We start from the raw sequence: 14,991 nt of genomic DNA, 5'->3' as shown, positions 1-14,991 counted from the left end.
GGTCTCTCTCGCTATTCGATATCTTGGTCAGGCCGCGCCCTTATTGAGCAGGCAGCGGCGGCACGGAACGGGGCTGGCGATCTTCACCGATCGCCACGAAGGTGAAGGTCGCCTGGGTCACGCGATAGGATCGGTCGTCGTGGCGGGCACGGCGCCACGCCTCGACATCGATCTTCATCGATGTGCGACCGACCGACTTCAGCATCGCGAACACCGACACCTCATCGCCGACGATGACCGGACGGTGGAAGGTCATGCCCTCCACCGCGATCGTCACCGCGCGACCATGGCTATAGCGCGCCGCAACCGAACCCGCAGCCGAATCCATCAGGCTCATCAGCCAGCCGCCGAAAATATCCCCATGGGGATTGGTATCGGCCGGCATGGCGATGACGCGCACCGCCGGGCTATGCTCCGGCGGCTGCTCGTCGATCTTCGCCATCAGGCCAGCATGCCCAGCGGATTTTCGATGAGTTCGCGGAACGCCTTCATCAGACGGGCGCCATCGGCACCGTCGATGGCGCGATGATCGAAGCTGCCGGTAGCCGACATGACGGTCGCGATCTGCAGGCTGTCATCGACCACGAAGGGACGCTTCTCGCCCGCGCCGATCGCCATGATCATGCCCTGCGGCGGGTTGATGACGGCTTCGAACTGCTTGATGCCAAACATGCCCATGTTCGACAGCGACGCGGTGCCGCCCTGATATTCGCTCGGCTGCAGCTTGCCGGCCTTGGCGCGATCGGCCAGGTCCTTCATCTCGTTCGAGATGGCGGCGACGCCCTTGATGTCGGCGCCGGTGACGATCGGGGTGATCAGGCCACCGGGGATCGACACGGCCACCGAAATGTCGGCGCGCTTGAACTGCAGCATCTGGTCACCGGCGAACTGCACGTTGCACTCGGGCACCTGCATCAGCGCGACGCCCAGCGCCTTGATCAGCAGGTCGTTGACCGACAGCTTGACGCCACGGCCCGACAGGCCGGCGTTCAGCTCGCCGCGCAGCTTCAGCAGCTTGTCGAGCTGAATGTCCACGGTCAGGTAGATGTGCGGCACCTGCTGCTTGGACTCGGTCAGGCGGCGCGCGATCGTCTTGCGCATGCCGTTGAGCTTGATGACTTCGTGCGGGATGCCGAAATCCTGTGCGGCGGCGGCCACCGGCGCCGGGGCAGCGGCAGGCGCAGAAGCGGCCGGAGCGGCAGCCGGCGCAGCGGCCTTGGCCGGCGCGGCAGCGGCGCCATCCAGATCGGCCTTCACGATGCGGCCGTTCGGGCCCGAACCGGCGACAGCAGCCAGATCGACGCCCTTGGCTTCGGCCAGGCGACGGGCCAGCGGGCTCGCCTTCACGCGGCCTTCCGCCGGAGCGGCGGCAGGCGCAGCCGCCTTCGCCGGCACCGGATCAGCCTTGGCGGCGGGGGCGGCGGCTTCGGCCTTGGCGGGAACCGCATCAGCCTTGGGCGCGGGGGCAGCGCCACCGCTGGCGGCCGCTGCGGCGACATCCTCGCCCTCTTCGGCGATGATCGCGATGACGGTGCCGACCTTCACGCCCTCGGCGCCTTCCGACACCAGGATCTTGGCGACGGTGCCTTCATCGACCGCTTCGAATTCCATGGTGGCCTTGTCGGTCTCGATCTCGGCGAGAAGGTCGCCGGACGATACCTTGTCCCCTTCCTTGACCAGCCACTTGGCCAGCGTGCCCTCCTCCATGGTGGGAGACAGGGCAGGCATCTGGATCGTCTTGCTCATGCGTTCGGGGCCTCTTCTTGATTATCTGGCACGCGCCGTTTCGGAGCCCGTTTTCACCCTTTGGCCGGAACGGTCAAGGCCACGCCTTGCGCAAGGGCCCATAATGCCCCACATTTCACCTCGTTGGTTCGTCGGGGCAGTTTTGACGGGCCGGCAAGGCCGATTTTTGTTTCTCGGGGATATCGAACAATGCGGACATATCTGGTGGTCGTGGACGAATCGCCCGAAGCGGAAACCGCGCTGCGCTTCGCCGCACGCCGCGCCGCCAAGACGGCCGGGACGATCCGCATCCTGGCCCTCATCCCGCCGTCCGAATTCGTCCAGTGGGGCGGCGTCCAGGCGACGATGGAGGATGAGGCGCTGCAACGGGCCGAAGCGCTGGTGACCAGCGCCGCCGGCACGCTGACCGACGAATCCGGCATCCGCCCCAGCATCACCGTGCGCCAGGGCGATCCCGTCGCGGTCGTGCGCAAGACGCTGGAGGAAATGGACGATGTCGCCGCCCTGGTCCTGGGCGCCGCCGCCAGTGGCCCACCCGGTGCCCTGGTATCCCACTTCACCGGATCGGACGCGGGCAAGATGCCCTGCCCGATCATGATCATCCCCGGCGGCCTCGACAGCGACGCGATCGACCGGCTGAGTTGAACCAGAGCCTCAAGGCTTCTCCGCAGCGAAATGCCTCGCGCCGACGCGTGCGTCCCATCAAGCGCAGCCCTCTCCCCGCTGCCGACAATCTCATGATGCCGCACGGTTGCCGCCAGCGCGGCCTCCGACAATCGCGCAAGGGGAGAATGGCGCGCATCGAAGATCAACCCCGACCGAAACACCGCATTACGATCTTCTTCGTCGCACCAATGCGGAAACAGACCAGAAATCATTGTCGCAACCATTTTTCATCCAAATCGATATTTCCGCATCACCATTTCAACTCAGCCCAAACAGAAACTGAACTTCTTATGCCCTGAAAATATACGGGAAGACGCGCACCTTGTTTAACGCGATCTTCAACCTTGCACGACAAGTATGCGGCAATTCATCTCGTCATTGCGGAAGAACTTCCTCCATGAGCTTTGTTGCGCCGTCCAGTCTCGGTCCTTTCGCCAGCGCCTATCCGCTGTCACCGACCATGCTGCAGCATAGCCTGACGGACCATCCGCTGCTCTCGTTCGAAGCCCTGGCAAAAGCCAGCATCGACCTGCCACCGCAATTTGTCGAACGCCGGATCGGCAACGCCCCCAATGGCGGCGAATTCGCGATGGACCGCTCCGACGACGCCGATGTCGCCACCGTCATTCGCTCGATCCAGACCAGCGGCAACTGGATCATGCTCCGCTTCGTCGAGCAACTGCCCGCCTATCGCGAGTTGCTGGCCAGGCTGATGGACCAGATCGGCCCCGCAATTTCTCCAGCGACCGGTCCGGGGCTGACGGTGCGGGGGTTCATCTTCATTTCCGCGCCGGGAACGCTCACCCCGTTTCACTTCGATTGCGAATATAATATCCTGTTCCAGATCGCGGGCGACAAACAGTTCGCGACCTATCGCCCGATGGCGCCATGGCTGCCGATCGACCGGCACGAAGCCTATTATGGTGGTGGCGACAATATGCTGCCCTGGAACGACGCCTATGAGGCGGATGCCGACATCCACCCCATGCAGCCGGGCGACGGCCTGTTCATCCCCTATGCCTCGCCCCATTGGGTCAGGGCGGGCGCGAAGCCATCCATTTCGCTGTCGATCACCTGGCAGAGCCAGTGGAGCCAGGCGCTGGGCGATGCCATGCAGATCAATCCGCTGCTGCGGCGATGGGGCCTGCCCACCGGCGACGTGCCGATATGGCCCAAGGCCGCCAAATGGCGCTCGATCGGTTGCCGCGTGGCGCGCAAGGCCGGTCTGTTATGAGCCACCTTCCCGCCTCCGGCAGCTTCCAACCGGACTCAAGCCATGCCTGGCCGCTGTCGGATGCCGACCAACCCGCCGTCCGCATCCTGCGCCATGCCGATCTGACGGCCGATGATCGCGCGCAGTGGGCGGCCCTGTCGGCACTGGCCGGGGCCGCCAATGTCTTCGCGCAGGACTGGTTCATGGACGCCGCCCTGAGCCACGCGCCTGATGGCGCTGACGTGTTTCTGGCCGTCGTCGCCCCCATCAATGGACCATGGCTGGGCGTCATGCCGCTGATCGCTGCACCACGCTTCGGCCGGTGGCCCGTTCGCATCTGGCGCAACTGGTCGGCGACCAACCAGTTCCTGGGCACGCCGCTGGTCATCGCGCAGTCCGCTGATCTGTTCTGGAAGAGCCTGTTCGCCTTCCTGGACCAGCGCACAGGCGGGGAGATCATGCTGCATGTCTCCGGACTGGATGCCGACGATCCCATCAGTATCGCCCTGTTCGACCGCTGCGAACGGGAAAGGCGAGCATTCCACACCATCCATTGCCATGATCGTCCAGCCTATCGCGCCGGCAAGGAAGGGGAAGGCCGCGGCGACGCGAAAATGCGGAGCCGACTGCGCAGCCTGTCGAAGCGGCTGGAACAGGAACATGGCCCGGTCACGATCGACATTCTGGCGCCGGACGCGCCATGCACAGCCTGGATCGACGCGTTTCTGGACCTTGAGGCATCGGGCTGGAAAGGCCGTAGCGGCAGCGCATTGGCAAGCGACAGCGCGACCCAGGCCCTGTTTTGCGAAGTGATTGAGCGCGGTCATGCGAACGGCAGCGCCCGCCTCGCCACCCTGTCGGTCGGGGGCCGCGCGATCGCCATGTCGAGCTGGTTTGAAGCCGCCATCTGGGGCCATGGCTTCAAGATGGCGTTCGACGAGGATTATCGCGCTTATGCGCCGGGCCAGCTTCTGATGCGCGACATCAGGGATCACATCGAGGTCCGCCCCGGCATGTCCTTCGACAGCTGCGTCCCACGCGGCGCCGGGCACTGCCATCGACTATGGGGCAGCAACCGGAAGATTGTCGATGGTGCCGTCGCGATCGGCTCGCCCTGGCACCATGTCCAGTTCGACGCCCTGATGAAGGCGAGAGCCGCCTATGCGGCGATCAAGGCCCGTTTTCCCGACCGACCGGCGACCTGACGCCCAGGTCGCAGCGATATGCCGCCTAGCTGCGATCCAGTCCCAGCGCCCGGTCATCGGCGGTTGCTGCCGCCATTTCGGCCTGGGCCGCGGCGATGCGTGCCTGCGCCTCGATCAGCTTGACCGCGGCATCGGTGGCCGCTTCCTCACGACTATTGACCAGGAAGAAGTCGCTCGATCCCAGATCGAAGCGGCGCCGCTCCGCCTGGGCCAGTCGTTCGGCCAGGTCGCGCTGCCGCCGGGTCGTATCCACCAGCACGCGCGCGGCATCGACCTCGATGCCGATGCCGGCCACTTCGGTGCGGATTTTCTCCGCCAGATAGCGCTGCTTGACGGTGAGTTCGTCGATCTTCGCCTGGCTCTCGGCGACCTTGCCCCTCGCCTTGCGGTTCTGCAGCGGCACCTTGAAGGTGACGCCGACGATCACTTCCAGCGGCGTGCGGCTATAGCCTCCCAGCCCCTGGGCACCGACATCCTTGGCGACCTGCCCCTCGAAATCCAGTTTGGGGCGGGTGTCGTTCTCGGCCAGCGCCAGCTTGACCGAGGCGTTGTCGATTTCCTCCAGCAGGATGCCGAAGTCGGGGCGATCCTCTATTGCGAACAGCGGGTTGATCCGCAGGCCGTCGAACGCGGCGGCAGACGCGGGCAGGCGCGCGGCATCGACGAGGATCGGCAATCCGTCCGCATCGCGATAATAGAGCGAGAAGCTGTTGGCCGCCGCCATGAACTCCTGGCGCGCCTGCACTACCAGCGCTTCGCGCTTGACCATGTTGGCTTCGTTTTCGGTCAGCAATATCGCGGACTTGGCGCCCAGTTGCACCTGACGCGCAATGCCCTGGCTACGGCTTTCCGCCAGATCATAGAGCGCCTGATAGGCCTTGAGCTTGAGGCCGCTCGCTACCCATTTCTGATAGGCGGCTATGGCGCGCGCCTGCACACCAATGGCGGTCGCACGCGTCTCAAAGCGCGCGATGTCGATATCGTTGCCGGCGATTTGCGAGGCCGACCGTCGCGCGTCGATCAGGCGATCGCGCATCAGGGCATAGAGTGCCCCGATCTTCAACTCGCCCGCGCGATTGGTATAGGCCTTGTCCTCATAGACCGGGAAATCCCCGCGCGAATTGCGATATTGGCCATAGACATAGCCGCCATTGCCGGTCAGCGGGCGTTCGACCTTGCTGTCGATCAGCGTGCCGTCATAATAGCCCTCGACCCGGCTGCGGGCATCCACGGAAAACACCGTGTCGAAGGCGCCCTGTGCGCTGATCGCGCGCCCTTCGGCCTGACGCGCGCGCGCCAGGGCAGCAATGATATCGGGCGCCGAGCGGGCCGAGGATTGCAGCACCTCGTCCAGCGTCAGCGGCGTCGAGGGCTGCCCTGCGGTCGGCGCGGGCGTCGCATCGACCGAGAGGGCCTCACCAGCCGCGCACGGCAGGGTGCCCGCGCCCATGGCCGCGACCAGGATGGGAAGCGCCATGGCGCGCCACATCGTCACTTCTTCTTCTCGATCGAACTCTTGTCGTCCTTGGGCGCTTTCGCCTCGCCCTTGCCGGCCACCTGATCCTGGCCAAAGTTGAGCGGGAAATCGTTGAGCTGGCGCCACAATTCATACCAGACCGGCACCGTGTCACCCTGCACCCAGCCCAGCACCTTGCTGCCCTGACGGACGAAGCGTCGCTCCGGCCAGGCGGTCTTGCCCGGCGCCTGTTCCACCAAGATGCGGAACAACCCGTCGGTGCGCGGCGTGGGATCGACCGACCGCACCTGGCCGTCATAGATGCCAACAGCAAAAGCCGGCCAGCCGCTGAACTGGAAGGCCGGGAAGCCCTCAAATTCGAGCCGCACGGAGCGCCCCGGCTCGACCAGGGGCACGTCGCGCCCATCGACATACAGCTCGACCGCGCGGGTGATATTCTCGGGCGCGATCGTCGCCAGCACCGTGCCCGACGAGATCAGCGCGCCACCCGCTGCGGCGTTCAGATCCTGCACCCGGCCTTCGCGCGGCGCCGAGACGATCTGCGCCGAACTTTGCGCAAGCTTGATCTCGATCTGCTTGAGCTTCGCGCGCGCTTCGGCGAGCTTCGCGTCCACGTCGGCAACTTTGATCTGGGTCTGCTCATAGTCGCGGCGGGCAGCCAGCCCTTCGGCATAGAGCTGGCTGGTGCGATTGACGTCGATCATCGCGGTCGCCCGCGCCTGCTGGACCGCCGCGATCTGTGCCTCGACCTGCGCCTTCTCCCCGGCCAGCCGGGCGAGGAAATCCGGATCGACATCGACCACGCGGACGATCGGATCGCCAGCCCGGACATGATCGCCGTCCCTGACGTAAAATTCGGCGACGCGGCCGCTCACCAGCGAGGATACGTCACGGGCGCGGTCCTGCGCACTCAGCGTCGTGACCTGGCCACCGCCCTGCGCCGTCTGCTGCCAGGGCACGAACAGGATCGCCAGCACGAGCAGGACGCCCAGCAGGATGAGCCAGGCGACGGTCGTCACCAGTCGGGGCGGCCGCAACTGGGCGAGCGATGGAAAATGTTCGGCCTGGGCGCGATCGAGCGTCATGGCTGCGCCTCCCGCGCTGCGACGAAGCGGGCAAATTCATCCTTGTCGGTGAACCGTTGCTGCGCGCGCGCGCCGACCCAATACCAGGCGTCAAGGTCGAGCGCTTCGGGGCGACCGCTGCTCAGCAGCACGGTCGTGCCCGCGGCCCGCAGTTCGGCCAATGTCGCCTTGAGGCTGGCAATCGGCATCATGTCGTAGAGTTGCGACAATAGCAGCACGCGCGGACGGCTGAGCAGGGCATTGGCAAGCTTGAGCTGCATCACTTCGACGATCGACAGCGGCGAGCCGGAACTGGCGAGCTGGGTATCGAGCCCGTGCGGCAGCCTGGCGAGCCGCGCGCCCAGGCCCACCCGTTCCAGCGCGTTCATGATCCGCGCCCCATCCATGTCGCGGCCTTCGGCGAACGACAGATATTCGCGCAGGGTGACATCGATGATGGTCGGACGATTGAGCACCATCACCGCCGATCGCAGCAGATACATGTCGAAACTGCCCAGTTCGCTGCCGCCGATCAGGACGATGCCGCTGTCGGGCGCGGCGTGGCGCTTGAGCAGCAGCGCCAGGGCGCTCTCCATGCCCGGTTCGGCCAGGATCACCGCCTGTTCGCCGCTCGCAATCTCGAAATTGATCTGGGCCTTGTCGATCTCGACATCGCGGAAGCGCACCGATCCGTCGCGTGGAGCTTCCCCGCGCTGGCCCAGCCGCTCCTGCGGGATGGCCAGGATTTGCGACAATTCCTCGCTGCTCGCGACCAGATCATAGAAGGTGTCGAGATAGGAACCGAGCTGGTAGATGCCGTAGAAGACGCCGGACAGGATCAGTTCCGCCGCGACCAGCTGCCCGATCGAAAGCTGGCCGGCCAGGATCAGATTACCGCCGAGCGCGAGCAAGGCAGCCGCCGCGAAGGCATAGACCAGAAAATAACCCAGCGTCTGCGCGAAACTGTAGCGGAAATAACGGCGATGCGCGGCGATATAGTCGGCAATGACCGTCTCGGACCGGTCCATCGCGAAATTCAGGTGCCGGGCCGATTTGTAGAAACCGTTCGAACCGCCGACGCTTTCCAGCCAGTGCGCGGCATTATGCTTGGCATGGCTGACGCCCACCGCACCGGTGATCGCGCCATGCCGCCAGGCCAGCCAGATCATCAGACACACCGTTACCAGCACCAGGTTAAAGGCCAGGAAGAAGGGATGGTAGAAGCTGGTCACCACCAGTCCCACCGCCCCCTGCAGCACGATGGTGAAGGCGCCGATCACCAGGCTGGGCACCGATTTCTGGACGATCACCATGTCGAAATAGCGATTGAACAGGCTGCCCCGGCTTTCATCGACGAAGAAGGGGTTCTGCGCATGCACCGCGCGCACGGTGATTTCCGCGACCACCCGCGCAAAGATGCGGCGTTCGAAGATCGCCAACAGATAGACGCGCAGCGCGCTCAGCCCCGCCACGACCAGCAGCAGCGCCAGCAGCACGCCGGACAGGATCCACAAGGGCGCGACCAGCGCGGTACGCGCCACCGAGTTGATCAGCAGTTGCACGGAGATGGGGGTAGCCAGCGACAACAGGCTGATCGCCACCGTATAGACGATCCCGACATTCACATAGCTGCGGTCAGGCCCGACGACCTCCGACAGCCACGCGGCCGCCTGCCGCAAGCCGAAACGCTCACTCGCCAACTCGACACCTGTTCCCTGCCAGCCTCATCGAAAGCGCCCCTAACCGCGGCGATTACGGCCCACAATGGCTTATGCTGCACAGCAACATAAACTTATGAAGCGTTTGCAGAATGGTGCAGGCATCGGGGCAAATGCTGCCCTCCCGGCCAGAAGTCCCCCGCTCTAGAGGGGACAGATCGGTCCTTCAGCCAAATTGCGCGAGGAAATCCCGCCCGGTCATTGGCAGCGAGAACATCGGGAAATCCTTGGTGATGGCCACGCGCTGTTCCTCCTCGCCGATGGTGGCGCAGCAGTCGATCAGCGTCGCGACATGATAGCCCCGTTCATAGGCGGAGCGCATGGTGGATTCGACGCAGCAATTGGTGAGAAAGCCGGCAATGGCCAGGTGCGTGATGCCATGCTGGCGCAGGATGAAGTCGATATTGGTGCTGGCGAAACAGTCCAAGCCGCGCTTGCCCTCCACCACGATCTCGCCATCGGTTGGCGCCATCGCATCGGCAATCTGCGCGCCCCAGCTGCCACGGCGAAAGGCCCTGGCGGCGATCACGCCGGCAAGGATGCCATAGGGCCGGGGCGACAGTTCGGGATAGCCCTCCCCAAAGCTGATCGGCACATGAAGGATGGTGAGCCCCGCCTGGCGCGCGCCATCCAGCAGCGCGACGCTGTTCGCCAGCATGCTGGTGGCGCGCATCACATCCCGCACCGCCTCATGCTGGGCACCGCCCTCGCTGACGAAATCATTCTGATATTCGATCAGGACGATAGCGGTCTTGTCCGGCTTCATGGTCTTGCTCCGGTTAAGGGTCAGGCGATGTCGGGCATCTGGTCGAGATATTTGTCGAGCGTCAGCGGATAGTCGCGCACGCGGATGCCGGTGGCATTGTAGATGGCGTTGGCGATCGCCGATCCGGGACCGCATATGCCCAATTCCCCCACCCCCTTCGCCTTCAACGGCGAGACCACCGGATCGAGCGTGTCGAGGAAGATGCATTCCTGATGCGGGATGTCGGCGTGGACCGGCACTTCATAGCCGGCAAGGTCGTGATTGACGAAGAAGCCGAAGCGGGTGTCGACCGCCAGTTCCTCCATCAGGGCGGAGCCGGCCGACATGACCATGGCACCGATCACCTGGCTGCGCGCCGACAGCGGATTGAGGATGCGGCCGGCATCGCACACCGCCAACATGCGGCGGATGCGGGTTTCGCCGGTATAGGCGTTGACCGCAACTTCGGCGAAATGGCCGGCATAGGTGCCGACATCATAGCCCTTCTTGAAATCGCCGAAGCTGATTTCATCCTCCGCCGTCAGGGCGCCGGCATCGGTCAGCGCCATGCGACGACCGCCCGCGTCGATCCGGCCGTCGGCGAAGGTCGCGCTATCGGCGTCGAACCCCAGTTTCTGGCCGATCGCCCGGCGCAGCGCCACGCAGGCGGCATAGACGCCGGCGGTCGAACTGGCCGCGCCCCATTGGCCGCCCGAACCCGATGAGGCGGGAAAATCGGAATCGCCCAGCACCACCTGGACCCGTTCGAGCGGCACGCCCATGGTTTCCGCCGCGGTCTGGGCGATGATCGTGTAACTGCCGGTACCGATGTCGGTCATGTCGGTTTCGATGGTGATACGGCCATCCGTGCCGAGCCGTGCGCGCGCACCGGATGTCGCCGTCGGCCCGCCGCGATAGCCCGCGGCGACGCCCATGCCGATCAGCCAGGCGCCCTCGCGGCGCTGCCCCGGTTTGGCGCTGCGCTGCGCCCAACCGAACCGCTCCGCCCCTTCGCGCAGGCAGCGGACCAGATTGCGATCGGAAATGCGCTGGGTCGCGTTAGCAGGCACCGTCCCTTCGGGCTCATTGCGGATGCGCAGTTCGATCGGGTCCATGCCGAGCTTTTCGGCCAGTTCGTCGATCGCCACTTCCAGCGCCAGATGCCCCGGCGCTTCGCCGGGCGCGCGCATCGCATTGCCTTCCGGCAGGTCGAGCATGGCGACATGATTGGCGGTCATGCGATTGGCGCCGGCATAGACTTTGGGCGTCTGGGCCGTGCCATCCTCGCCATCCGTGCCGTTGATGTTGCTCGACCAGTTTTCATGCCCGATCGCGGTGATCCGTCCGTCCCGCTCCGCGCCAATACGGATGCGCTGGATCGTCGCCTGGCGGTGGGTCGCGTTATTGGCCATCAGCGGGCGCTGCACGGCAATCTTGACCGGCCGTCCGGCCGCCTTGGCTCCCAGCGCCGCCAGCACGGCATCCGCCCGCACGAACAGCTTGCCGCCGAAACCGCCGCCAATATAGGGCGAATCCACCCGCACATTGGCAGGGTCGATGCCCAGGATCTTGCCCATGCTCTGCTTGGCCCAGGCGATCATCTGGTTGGACGTCCAGAGCGTCAGCCTGTCGCCGTCCCAGGCGGCGATGGTTGCGAACGGTTCCATCATCGAATGGCTTTCGTTCGCGGTGCTGTACCGCGCGTCGAGCTTCACCGGCGCCGCGGCGAAGGCGGCGGCGAAATCGCCCTGACTGCTGGTGTCGGGCTTGCCCCCCTGCCCCTTGGCCAGCGGCGCGGCCGGGGCGACAGCAGGAAAATCGAACACGCCCTTGTCGCGCGCATAATCGGTGCGGATGAGCGCCGCGGCGGCGCGCGCCTGTTCGAAGCTTTCGGCCACCACACAGGCGATCGCCTGATGATAATGATGGATGTCGCTGCCACCGAAAAGCGGGGCATAGTTCATCATGCCCTTGCCGACCGGCTTGGTATCAGGGGCGGTGACGATCGCGATCACGCCCGGCGCGGCGCGGGCCAGGCTGGTGTCCATCGCGGCGATCCGTCCCTTGGCGATGGCCGATCCGACGACGAAGCCATAGGCCTGGTTGGCGATGACATCATGGCGTTCGGCGGCATAGGGCGCCTGGCCGGTGGTCTTGAGCGGGCCGTCGATCCGGGGCGTCGACTTGCCAACGATCTTGGCCTGATCGAACAGATTGGCTTTGGCGGGGGCATCGAATTTCATGGGATCAACTCCTCGCCTGGGCCATGAGCGACGCCAGCGTCCGCTCGGCCAGTTTCAGCTTGAACCTGTTGTCCTCGGTCGGACGGGCATCGGCAAAGACCTTCTCCGTCACGGCGCGGGCGCCGCCTGGAAAGGCGGCTTCGGCCGCTTCCACTCGCCATGGCCGATGGGCGACGCCGCCAAATGCCACGCGTCCGCTACCGTCCTTCTGGATGACGGTGGCGACCGAAACCAGCGCGAAGGCATAGGAGGCCCGGTCGCGCACCTTGTAATAGAGCTGGGTGCCGCCGATCGGCTTGGGCAGGGTGACGGCGGTGATCAGTTCGCCAGCTTCCAGTACATTGTCGCGCTGCGGCTCGTTGCCGGGCAGACGATGGAAGTCGGCAAAATCGATCGCGCGCTTCGCGCCATCGGCCTTCACCGTCTCGACCTTCGCATCGAGCAGGCGCAGCGCCACGCCCATGTCGCCGGGATAGGTGGCGATGCACTGGTCCGACGAACCGATGACGGCAAGCTGCCGGGAAAAGCCGCCGATCGCCGCGCAGCCGGTGCCGGGCCGACGTTTGTTGCAGGGCATGTTGGTGTCGTAGAAATAGGGGCAGCGAGTTCGCTGCAGCAGGTTCCCCGCCGTCGTCGCCTTGTTGCGCAACTGGCCGCTGGCGCCGGCGACGATCGCACGGGCAAGGACGCCATAGTCGCGGCGGACCGCCATGTCCGACGCCAGCGCCGTGTTGGTGACGAGCGCGCCGATCCGCAGCCCGCCCTCCGCCGTCTTCTCGATCCGGTCGAGCTTCAGATCCTGGACATCGACCAGATGGATCGGCGTCTCGATCTCCAGCTTCATCAGGTCGAGCAGATTGGTGCCGCCAGCCAGATATTTGGCGCCTGGCCGGCCGGCCACGGCCGCGGCGGCCTGCTCGGGCGTCTTCGCCCGTTCATAGGTGAAGCTCTTCATGCCTTTGCTCCCGCGACCTGCGCCATGGCCAGCGCGATGTTGGAATAAGCGCCGCAACGGCAGAGATTGCCGCTCATCCGCTCGCGCATCTCGATATTGGAATAGTCCGGGGCGCGGGTGATGTCCGCCTGGACGTGGCTCGGCACGCCCTGCTCGATTTCCTTGAGCACGGCGACGGCAGAGCAGATCTGTCCCGGCGTGCAATAGCCGCACTGATAGCCGTCATGGGCGATGAAAGCGGCTTGCATCGGATGGAGGTTGTCAGGCATGCCCAGCCCTTCGACCGTGGTGATCTCGTCGCCCTGATGCTGCAGCGCCAGGCTGAGGCAGCTGTTGATGCGGGTGCCGTTGACCATCACGGTGCAGGCGCCGCACTGGCCATGATCGCAGCCCTTCTTGGTGCCGGTCAGCTTGAGATGTTCGCGCAGCGCGTCGAGCAATGTCGTGCGGGTGTCGAGCTTCAACTGCTGCCGCTTGCCATTCACGATGAATTCCACCGCCATCATCGGCGGCGGCGCAGCGGGAGACGGCTGTGCCTGTACTGGTGCTGGAATGACGGCAACCGTCGCGGAGGCGGCACCGCCCGCCAATATGCCACGTCGCGACACGCCCATATCCGGAAAATCGGCCATGAAAATCTCCCCTGCAGACGCTGGCTGCGCGCTCTATCGAAGAAAAAACTGGCGGCCGTCTTCCGGCCTACCATCTACCCAGATGGAGGATAACACAGGAGAGGCCGTTCAGGTTCATGCGATGATTGGCATGATGTCATGATCAGGGATCATGAATGCTATGGCGGCCGACGCTGATCGCCAAATAAATACCGCGGGGCCTTCCACACACGACCTTCCACGCAAACCAGCATGGCGCTGCAACGACCGTTTCGCGCGGCCTGCTCCTGTGCCATGGTGGTCGATCCTGTATAGAGGCCCCATGACCGACATCGACCAATTTATCGCCGGACTGCCCAAGGCAGAGTTGCACCTCCATATCGAAGGGACGCTGGAGCCCGAACTGATGTTCGCGCTGGCCCGGCGCAACGACGTGACGCTGCCTTACGGCTCGATCGACGAGATCCGCCAGGCCTATGATTTCGGCAATCTCCAGGATTTCCTCGACATCTATTATGCCGGCACCAATGTGCTGCGCACGCCGCAGGATTTTCACGATCTCGCCGCCGCCTATTTCGATCGCGCGGCGCAGGACAATATCGTCCATGCCGAAATCATGTTCGATCCGCAGGCGCACACATCGCGCGGCGTGCCCTTCGCCGATGTGATCGAGGGGTTGCTGTCGGCCATGCGCGAGGCGCAGGCACGCCATGGCATCACCAGCGACCTGATCCTCAGCTTCCTGCGCCATCTGAGCGAGGAAGAGGCGTTCGAGACGCTGCGCGCCGCCACCCCCTGGCTGCCGCAGATTAAGGCGGTGGGGCTGGACTCCTCCGAAATCGGCCACCCGCCCGAGAAATTCGCCCGCGTCTTCGCGGCCGCCGCCGAAGCCGACCTCAAGCTGTGCGCCCATGCGGGTGAGGAAGGCCCGCCCGCCTATGTCTGGGAAGCGCTCGACCTGCTCAAGGTCGACCGGATCGACCATGGCAATCGCGCGCTGGAGGAAGATGCCCTGGTCGGCCGACTGGTGGACGAGCAGATGGTGCTGACCGTCTGCCCGCTCTCCAACCTCAAATTATGCGTGATCGACGACATCGCCAGCCATCCGCTCGACCGGATGCTGGACATGGGCCTGCGCGCCACGGTCAATTCCGACGATCCGGCCTATTTCGGCGGCTATCTCAACGACAATTATCGCGCCGTCGCCGCCGCCCGCGGCCTGACCCGCGAGCAGATCGCCCTGCTCGCGCGCAACAGCATCACCGGCTCCTTCCTGCCGCAGCAGGCCAAGGACGCGCATCTGGCGACCATCGACGCCTATCTCGAACAGGCGCATTGAGGCCCTGAT

13 protein-coding genes are annotated in these 14,991 nt (G+C 65.0%); 4 read left to right on the top strand and 9 right to left on the bottom strand.

What is annotated here, in order from left to right; all coding sequences use genetic code 11:
• Positions 1-40 precede the first annotated feature (40 nt).
• Together AC13EK_RS17355 and AC13EK_RS17350 are read right to left on the bottom strand one after the other, a co-directional pair.
• Complete coding sequence (locus tag AC13EK_RS17355; RefSeq protein WP_017503271.1) at positions 41-442, bottom strand: acyl-CoA thioesterase; 402 nt, start codon at positions 440-442, stop codon at positions 41-43.
• Positions 442-1,746, bottom strand: coding sequence for a pyruvate dehydrogenase complex dihydrolipoamide acetyltransferase (locus AC13EK_RS17350; protein ID WP_010336021.1), 1,305 nt, complete (start codon positions 1,744-1,746; stop codon positions 442-444). The genes AC13EK_RS17355 and AC13EK_RS17350 overlap by 1 nt, the downstream gene beginning before the upstream one ends.
• A gap of 189 nt (positions 1,747-1,935) precedes the next feature.
• On the opposite strand from AC13EK_RS17350, the gene AC13EK_RS17345 reads away from it, so the two are divergent.
• The 3 genes from AC13EK_RS17345 (at position 1,936) to AC13EK_RS17335 (ending at position 4,830) form a co-directional block, all read left to right on the top strand.
• On the top strand, positions 1,936-2,391 hold the full coding sequence (locus tag AC13EK_RS17345) for a universal stress protein (protein ID WP_004207608.1): 456 nt from the start codon (positions 1,936-1,938) through the stop codon (positions 2,389-2,391).
• Between the two features lie 418 nt (positions 2,392-2,809).
• On the top strand, positions 2,810-3,646 hold the full coding sequence (locus tag AC13EK_RS17340) for a cupin domain-containing protein (RefSeq protein ID WP_069337775.1): 837 nt from the start codon (positions 2,810-2,812) through the stop codon (positions 3,644-3,646).
• On the top strand, positions 3,643-4,830 hold the full coding sequence (locus AC13EK_RS17335; RefSeq protein ID WP_069337776.1) for a GNAT family N-acetyltransferase: 1,188 nt from the start codon (positions 3,643-3,645) through the stop codon (positions 4,828-4,830). Before AC13EK_RS17340 ends, AC13EK_RS17335 begins: the two co-directional genes overlap by 4 nt.
• Positions 4,831-4,855: 25 nt before the next feature.
• Here AC13EK_RS17335 and AC13EK_RS17330 read toward each other — a convergent pair whose 3' ends face one another.
• The 7 genes from AC13EK_RS17330 to paoA all read right to left on the bottom strand — a co-directional run bounded on the left by AC13EK_RS17330 (position 4,856) and on the right by paoA (position 13,664).
• Complete coding sequence (locus AC13EK_RS17330; protein WP_483022296.1) at positions 4,856-6,319, bottom strand: TolC family protein; 1,464 nt, start codon at positions 6,317-6,319, stop codon at positions 4,856-4,858.
• Positions 6,320-6,321: 2 nt separating this feature from the next.
• Positions 6,322-7,392, bottom strand: coding sequence for an efflux RND transporter periplasmic adaptor subunit (locus AC13EK_RS17325; RefSeq protein ID WP_037521586.1), 1,071 nt, complete (start codon positions 7,390-7,392; stop codon positions 6,322-6,324).
• On the bottom strand, positions 7,389-9,071 hold the full coding sequence (locus AC13EK_RS17320) for an ATP-binding cassette domain-containing protein (protein WP_004207613.1): 1,683 nt from the start codon (positions 9,069-9,071) through the stop codon (positions 7,389-7,391). Before AC13EK_RS17320 ends, AC13EK_RS17325 begins: the two co-directional genes overlap by 4 nt.
• A gap of 184 nt (positions 9,072-9,255) precedes the next feature.
• A complete protein-coding gene (locus tag AC13EK_RS17315) occupies positions 9,256-9,855 on the bottom strand; it encodes a cysteine hydrolase family protein (protein WP_069337778.1) in 600 nt (199 codons plus the stop codon).
• A 20-nt stretch (positions 9,856-9,875) separates the two neighbouring features.
• Positions 9,876-12,077: an aldehyde oxidoreductase molybdenum-binding subunit PaoC gene (gene paoC, locus AC13EK_RS17310; RefSeq protein ID WP_069337779.1), complete on the bottom strand. Its 2,202-nt coding sequence runs from the start codon at positions 12,075-12,077 to the stop codon at positions 9,876-9,878.
• 4 nt (positions 12,078-12,081) lie between these two features.
• Positions 12,082-13,032 (bottom strand): FAD binding domain-containing protein, encoded by a 951-nt coding sequence (locus AC13EK_RS17305; RefSeq protein ID WP_069337780.1) that lies wholly within the window; start codon positions 13,030-13,032, stop codon positions 12,082-12,084.
• Complete coding sequence (gene paoA / locus AC13EK_RS17300; protein ID WP_483022290.1) at positions 13,029-13,664, bottom strand: aldehyde dehydrogenase iron-sulfur subunit PaoA; 636 nt, start codon at positions 13,662-13,664, stop codon at positions 13,029-13,031. The genes AC13EK_RS17305 and paoA overlap by 4 nt, the downstream gene beginning before the upstream one ends.
• A 301-nt stretch (positions 13,665-13,965) precedes the next feature.
• Between paoA and AC13EK_RS17295 the strand changes: the two genes are divergently transcribed.
• Positions 13,966-14,982, top strand: coding sequence for an adenosine deaminase (locus AC13EK_RS17295; RefSeq protein ID WP_069337782.1), 1,017 nt, complete (start codon positions 13,966-13,968; stop codon positions 14,980-14,982).
• The last annotated feature ends 9 nt before the right edge of the window (positions 14,983-14,991 follow it).

It is taken from the genome of Sphingobium sp. L-44, from assembly GCF_056859495.1.
Note: the sequence above shows the minus strand (reverse complement) of the source record. Positions and strands in the feature narration are given on the sequence as shown.